The following is an 8,032-nucleotide window of genomic DNA, read 5'->3' on the forward strand; positions in this document are numbered from 1 at the left end:
TTTGTGCAAAGTTATACTATTTGTAAAATAAAGTTTAGTTGTCTGGTAAAAGCTTAAAACTCATTCTGTGATATTTTGTAGGACCGTATTTTTTAATTGCAGCTCTATGTTCTTTTGTAGGGTAGCCTTTGTTCTTCTTCCAGTTGTACATAGGGTATTCTTCATGCAATTGAAGCATGTAGGCATCACGTGCAGTTTTCGCTAATACGGAAGCTGCTGCAATACTCAAATACTTAGAGTCACCCTTAATTATGCAAGAGTGGGATATATTTTTGTAGGGCTTAAATCTGTTGCCATCTACAATTATATATTCAGGTATTTGAGATAGGGAATCTATAGCATTATGCATGGCTAAAATAGAAGCGTTTAAAATATTGATGTCATCTATGACAGATGGTTGAATATGAGCTATACCAAAACAAACACTCTCATTTTTTAGTAAGGGTTCTAAAAGCTCTCTCTTATGTTCAGATAAAAGCTTTGAATCTGTTAACATGGAGTTTTCGAAAGATTCTGGTAAAATGATGGCAGCAGCGGTAACAGGTCCTGCTAAACAACCTCTTCCAGCCTCGTCAGTGCCTGTTTCGTTAGCGTTTTTGTAATATTTAAGAAGCATTATGATTTTTTTAACTTAAAATATTGATTTTTCAACATTAATTTAATGTTAAATAACCGTATTATTTTCAACAAATTTCTTGTTTTAGGAAGGAAAAAATAATAATAAGTGTTTTTTTAACATATAATCTTTTTGGGTTAAGATAGCTTTTGAATACTAAGCAATTTTTTGGACTTTTGGCGCAAGCTAATTCAAAAACAAATTTTATGAAACAGAAGTTGACGTGGATGTTGACACCTTTATTGGTGCTCTTCATGACATTTTCCTTTGCACAGGAAAAAAATGTAACAGGTGTTGTAACCGATCAAGGAGGTTTGCCGCTACCTGGAGTGTCCGTTTTAGTAGTTGGTACTGCAAATGGTACTCAAACGGATTTTGATGGTAATTTTGCTATCAACGTTAATCAAGGCCAAAGTTTAAGATTTTCTTATATAGGTCAAAAAACAGTGACGATGAGTGTTGGCGCGTCCAATACAATTGATGTACAGTTACAAGAAGATGCTGAAGCATTGGAAGAAGTAATTGTAACTGGTCAGGGGTCTGGTATTGCTCGTAGAAAGTTATCAACTACTGTTGATGTTCTAGATTCTGAGGATATTGATAAATTGCCTGCAACTCAAATTGATCAATTGTTGCAGTCTACTACGCCAAGTGCGCAAGTACGTTTAAGTTCTGGTCAGCCAGGTACTGCAGCTATTATTCGTACTCGTGGTCCTATTTCGGCAGCTTCATCTGCAACTCCGGTTGTTATTATAGATGGTATTCGTGTAGATAATTTAAATTCAAATCCACAATTAGGAATTGATACTGGTGGAGCAAACGTGTCTGCATTGGCTGATATACCAATGGAATCAATTGAAAGAATTGAATATATTAAGGGTGGTGCTGCAACAACATTGTATGGTGCAGATGCTGCAAATGGTATTATTCAGATTATAACGAAAAAAGGTAAGGACGGGAAAAGTTCTGCATACTTTGAAAGTAGTGTGGGAGCCATTAAAGGTACTACAGATTATTTGAGGTATGATAGAACTGCTGAAGCAATTTTTCAACCAGGTTGGTCGCAACAATATAGAGTTGGTTTAAGTGGTGGGTCTGATAAATTTTCATATAATTTTGGTGGAAGTTTATATAAAGATGATAGTTATAACGATATTAATGAGCAGATTAGAAGAACTTTTACGTTCGGACTAACCGCTAGAGTAACAGATAAATTAAGATATCAAGGTTCTTTTTCATATGTAAATTTTGAATCAAATCTTGATTATAACGCGAATACAAGTTTTTCTAGATTTTCTAATTTAGAAGGTTCTTCAAGAGGGGATACAGATGGATTTACTGATGCTGAATTTGATGAGGAAATCGCTAGGTATCAAAGAATAGGTGAATTGGTTGATATAGCTAGTACTACAAATCGTATTACGGCTTCAAATAAATTCATTTATGATGTTAATGAAAATTTTCAAGTAAATGCTACAATTGGTATTGATAATAGAAATACGGTTCAAGAAGAGTTGCTTAGTAATGCATTGCAAGTAGAGCTTGGTTCTGTGGCAGAAGGTACTACTGACCAAGGGTCTCTAACTAGAGTTTTAAGATCTGCATTCACCTTAACTACAGATTTGAACCTTACTCACAAAGCATATACTGACAATTTTTCTTTTGTAAGTATTTTTGGTGCTCAATTTTTTAGAACTACTGATAGGCAAAATAGATTAAATGGTTCTGGTGGTGTTGATGGTACTAGATCGTTAAATAATTTTTCTGAGCAAACTTTTTCTGATTTCGTTTTGGAGAATGCAAACTATGGTCTTTATTTCTTAGAAAACATTGGTATTTATAATGTAGCTTTCTTAGAATTTGGAGGAAGACTTGATAAGAATACAATTTCAGGGTCTAATACAAGTCCATTATTATTACCTAAGATTGGTCTTACTTATAACCTAAGTGACCATGAGTTTTATAAGGATGCGGCAATAAGCAATACAATATCAACAATTAAGTTAAGAGCTAACTACGGTGAAGCAACAAATTTTGCACAACCTTTTGATCAAGATAAAACATTTGCGCAAAATCCATTTTTAGGAGGGCCGTCATTTACATTTGATAACCCTGGTAATGATGAGTTGGTTTCAGAAAGAGTAAATACTACTGAATTCGGTATAGAACTTGGTTTTTTTAGAGATAGGCTTACTTTTAGTGGTACCAGATATATAGGTATTACCGAAGATGCTTTGTTTACACCACAATCTGCACCTTCATCTGGGCAACTAAACCAAATCCAAAATATTGGAGAAGTAGAAAATAAAGGTTATGAATTGGCTCTTACGGTAACACCAATACAAACTGAAAAGCAAAATTTAAGTATAAACCTTTCTTATAATACAAATGAGAACTTGGTTACAGATTCTGGAGGAGCGCCGCCATTTGTAGTTGGTGGTTTTACGGTACTAGGTTCAGTCGTTGAAGAAGGTCAAAGTTTAGGTTACCTAAGAGGAACTGCAGCTGTTCTACAAGATGATGGAACTTATGCTTTTGAAGCTAATACAGCTTTGGGTGATACATTTGCTCCGAATTTTGGTTCAATGGGCTTAAATTATACGTACGGCGATTTTAATTTCTTTGCAACAGCAGATTATCAATTTGGAGGTAAAATTACAGATTTAAGTTTCTTGTTGAGACATTTAAGAGGTACCGATGATACAGGTATTCCTGAAGAATTAATAGGTACAACATCTCCATTCAATTACGTAAATTTCTTCGTGTTTGATAACGATTTCTTAAAAATAAGAAATATTGGAGCGTCTTATAATTTTGGGGATATTGCAAAACCATTGTTTAGTAATATTAGATTAAGTGCAACTGTAACCAATCCGTTTAACTGGACAGCAGGTAACTTTGATCCTGAAACAACGGGTTCTGGAATTTCTGCACAAAACGGATTTTCTAGTGGAGGATTTGCTTATGGTACAGAATCGGCGCCTAGAACATACATAGCCTCTTTGAGGTTTGAATTTTAATAAAAAATTGTAAAAATGAAAAAATTAATAATATTTTCTACCGCCATTTTGGTATTTGGTTGTACGGGTGATTTTGGAGACGTTGTCGACTATAAAGATGTTCAGAATCCTAACCTTTCAGAAGCTTCGGTTGTAGGACAGCCAAATTCGGCTTCAATTTGGCTTACAGGTCTTGAAAGACAGTTGGCAAATGTATTTAATGAGACACTGGTCTTGTCAGAATTAGGTTCTGATAATTATGTAAATACGCAGACCTTTTTTAATCAGTTTATGGATGAGTTGTTAATTCAGAATACTGATCCTGATATGAGAGATACTCAAAGACAAATTCAGCGTCTTAGAGAACTAGCAGTTTTTGGTCTTGGTCAAGTTGGTCCTGGTGACCCAAATTATGATGCAGAGACTGAGGCTGAGTTCAATTATTTCGAAGGTATATCTTACTTGTTTTCGGGAATGTACTTTTCTGCTTTGCCTCAAGAACCAGTGGGCGTTACTTTGACTTCTGCTGAGCATTATGGTAATGCTATCATCGCATTAGATTTAGCAATAGGGATTAATGCAAAACCAGAATACTATTTGGCTAAAGCTCGTGCAAATTATTATTTAGGTAATAAGTCCGAGGCTGTTGTTGCTGCAACTGCAGCATTAGCATTAGATACTTCTTTTGATAGAACTGTTTTGTTTGATGAATCGAACGGGCCAAGTAATACATTTGAAGATGCATTATATGAAAGAGCTACCTTTGATGATCTTCAGCCTCTTCCAACGTTAGATTTTCTAGATCCTAAATATTCATTTTTAGATCCGAATGAAGATGCTCCGGTGCATTACATGAAAGCGGAAGAAGCTTATTTGATTCTGGCAGAAGCCAGCCTTTCTGACGATGATATTAATAGTGCTAGAACTAACTTGACAGCATTAATAGATTTAATAGCTGCAAGAGACGTAAGAAGTATCGATGATTCCATTGAGCAACGTACTCAAGTAGAAGAAGGTTCTAGACCTGATAATGCTTCTGTAGTAGTTAATGGTAGGTCAGGCCTTGTATTGGATCGTCAATCTGGTAATGTAGATATACCCTCGGTTTCGGGAACTTCTCTAACTGCAGATGATATTTCTGCTATGCAAGATGATGATGCAGGTTTAAGTTTGTTATATAGAACAAGACAAGAAGTATTTATTGCAGAAGGCTTGCGTATGGTAGATATGGGTGTGAAACTTGTTATAGACGAAAATGAAATATTAATTAACGGAAATATTAATGAGGGAGATTTAGGTACAACTCCAGTTGTCCCATCTTTCATTTCTTCTGTTATTGCAGATTTAGATGCAATAACTTATGATGCAGCAAATAGTGTATCAACTACTGTAATTAATTTAAATGATATTTTGGTTGCAAACAAAAATTCAGATCAGGTTGTTCCTTTTGAATAATATGTTATAAATTTACTAAAAGCTCCTATATTAATATAGGAGCTTTTTTTTTGTGCTAAACTTTCACATTTACTTAGCAACAAAAAAATTAACTTTGCAAGGGTAACAAAGCTTCATGAAATATATAATTCTAGTTTTATTGTGTTTAACAGCTTCGATAGCTTTAGGTCAAGATGTAATTGAAAAACCTCAGAAAAAGAAAGACTCACTTTCTCTGGGTAAAAAGGCTAAACCAATAAGTCCGAAAGACAAACTGCAAAATGATTCTATTACTTTAACAGTAAAAGATTATAAAATTATTTCATTTGCAAGAGATACTACTTTTTTAGATACTACACTTACTATTCAAAAAGAGTATAAGTACAATTACTTAAGGGAAGACGATTTTGAATTAATGTCATTTTCTAATATAGGTCAGGCTTATAATGAATTAGGGGTAGATTTTGAAAGGATAACTAGCTATCCAAATTTAGGGGCCATTGCAAAAGACCGCAAGTATTTAGAGAAAGAGCAAATAAATTACTACAACGTAGCTACGCCTATGACCGAGTTGTTCTTTAAAACAACTTTAGAAGAAGGTCAATTGTTAGATGCTAATTTGGCGTTTAATACATCTAGAAGATTAAATTTTTCTATCGGTTACACAGGTTTTCGATCATTTGGTAAGTATAACGATACAGAAATAGAGTCCGGAAATTTTATAACAACAACAAATTACTTGTCAAAAAATGGAAGGTATGCGTTAAGGGCTCATATTGCTGCTCAGAATATTACTTCTGAAGAAAATGGTGGTTTGTCAGAAAAAGAGGAGCAATTTGAATCTGGTGATGAAGATTTTATTAATAGGCCAAGAGTAGATGTATATCTAGATGATGCGAATAACAAAATTTTGGGTAAAAGATATTACTTAGATCATACCTATAAATTGGTTAGAAAGCAGTTAGATTCAACTCGATTTGAAAAGACATCCTTTTCAATAGGGCATACCTTTGATTATGAGACTAAATATTATCAATTTATAGAGACAGCCAGTGATACCTTGTTTGGTGATGCTATTCTAAGTACTATTAATGATAAGGCAATTCTAAAGACATTTTTTAATGAAGTAAATGCTGAATTTTATAATAGAACCCTAGGTAAGTTGACAGGGGGTGTTAATGTGTATAATTATGATTATTATTTCAATAGTCGACTTACAGAGGAAGATGGTACTATAATTCCAAGTAGGTTAAACGGAACAGAGTTTGGAATAGTGGGGAAATATGAAAAGCGGATAGGGGAATTTGATTTTAAGGCTGATTTGAAATATAATATTTCAGGCGAATTAGCGGGTAACCTTTTTAATGCGGCTGCATCATATACCATAAATAAGAACCATAAGTTGAGATTCTCTTTGCATACTTCAAGTAGAATGCCAAATTTCAATTACCTATTATATCAAAGCGAATACCTTAATTATAATTGGAACAATAGCGAAGTATTCGAGAAAGAGCGTGCTAGTAGTTTAAAAGGCGAGTTGCTTTCAAAAACATGGGGTAACCTTATGGTGAAGTATAGTAATTTAGACAACTACACATATTTTGCGCCAGTCTCAGATGACGAAATTGGGAATGACACGGAGAATGCATTTATAAAACCGTTACAGGAAGGTAATAGTGTATCGCATTTAAAAGTTAAATATGAGAAAGAGTTTAAGGTTGGTATGTTTGCTTTGAACAATACAGTGATGTATCAGAATGTAACACAAGACACTCAAGTGTTGAATGTGCCTCAATTAGTCACTCGAAATACATTGTATTTTTCTTCAGATGTATTTAAGAAAGCAATGTACTTGCAAACAGGCATTACGTTTAAATATTTCTCCAGTTATAATATGAATGGTTACAATCCTATACTAGGTGAGTTCTATGTACAGAATGAGGAAGAATTGGGCGGGTACCCTTTATTAGATTTCTTCATTAATGCTCGAATTAAACAAACTAGAATTTACTTAAAAGCAGAACACTTTAATGCCGCTTTTTCTGGGTATGACTATTATGCTGCGCCAAATTATCCGTACCGTGATTTTGTTATACGCTTTGGTTTAGTATGGAATTTCTTTTCTTAACGGTTAGGTTGATTTATTCAACACACTGAAAGTCAAATGTATAGATACTGCACTTTGCTTAAGTGACTGTAATACAGTAAGTTGTTTTTATTCGTTTTTGTATTGTTTCTAACGTACGGTAAATCATGTTGTTATGTTGAGGTTAAAAAACTTTCATTTTTTATTTTAAAAAATGGTTGTGATATTAAGAATAGTGTGTACATTTGCACCCCGCAAACGAGGAAGATAATTTCTGAATCGTTAGTTGGAAAAAGGTTCATAGATATGTTGTTTTGGTTTGGCGAAAAAAGAAAAAATATTTTTTTCGATAAAAGTTGTCAGGTTAAAAAACAGTTGTATATTTGCAGCCGCTTAGGGAAACACCTAAGGGAAACGAAGCGAAGAAATCGAGAGATTTGATGCGGAGTGGATAGAAGTTCATTGAAATATTGTGGAGATAAGAATCGAGTTCAGGTGAGGACCTGGGTGAGAGGAACAAGAATTAAGGAAACATACAATTTAGTATATCGTAAGGTATATATAAGGAATTGAATCGAGAGTCGGGGCCGGGAGAAATTTAGACTTCGTTGGGACGAATATTTACAAAACAACGATGAAGAGTTTGATCCTGGCTCAGGATGAACGCTAGCGGCAGGCCTAACACATGCAAGTCGAGGGGTAACATTTGTGCTTGCACAAGATGACGACCGGCGCACGGGTGCGCACCGCGTATGGAACCTACCTTGTACAGGGGAATAGCCCAGGGAAACTTGGATTAATGCCCCGTAGTACCATAACTCGGCATCGGGATTTGGTTAAAGCCTTCGGGCGGTATAAGATGGCCATGCGTCCCATTAGTTTGTTGGTAAGGTAACG

Annotated in this window: 4 protein-coding genes and 1 rRNA gene; 4 read left to right on the forward strand and 1 reads right to left on the reverse strand. The window is 34.6% G+C overall.

What is annotated here, in order from left to right; genetic code table 11:
- Window positions 1-34: 34 nt before the first annotated feature.
- A complete protein-coding gene (locus tag Q0871_RS11905; RefSeq protein ID WP_299323321.1) occupies window positions 35-616 on the reverse strand; it encodes a ribonuclease HII in 582 nt (193 codons plus the stop codon).
- 206 nt (window positions 617-822) lie between these two features.
- Between Q0871_RS11905 and Q0871_RS11910 the strand changes: the two genes are divergently transcribed.
- From Q0871_RS11910 to Q0871_RS11925, 4 genes are all read left to right on the forward strand, one after another.
- The gene (locus Q0871_RS11910; RefSeq protein WP_299323325.1) at window positions 823-3,636 is read left to right on the forward strand and encodes a TonB-dependent receptor; all 2,814 of its coding nucleotides are present in this window, start codon (window positions 823-825) and stop codon (window positions 3,634-3,636) included.
- Window positions 3,637-3,651: 15 nt separating this feature from the next.
- Window positions 3,652-5,070, forward strand: coding sequence for a hypothetical protein (locus tag Q0871_RS11915; protein WP_299323330.1), 1,419 nt, complete (start codon window positions 3,652-3,654; stop codon window positions 5,068-5,070).
- Between the two features lie 115 nt (window positions 5,071-5,185).
- Complete coding sequence (locus Q0871_RS11920) at window positions 5,186-7,177, forward strand: putative porin (RefSeq protein ID WP_299323334.1); 1,992 nt, start codon at window positions 5,186-5,188, stop codon at window positions 7,175-7,177.
- A 589-nt stretch (window positions 7,178-7,766) separates the two neighbouring features.
- Window positions 7,767-8,032 (forward strand): 16S ribosomal RNA (locus tag Q0871_RS11925); the annotation flags it as partial.

The sequence above is a fragment of the uncultured Maribacter sp. genome (assembly GCF_947500985.1).
GTDB lineage: Bacteria > Bacteroidota > Bacteroidia > Flavobacteriales > Flavobacteriaceae > Maribacter.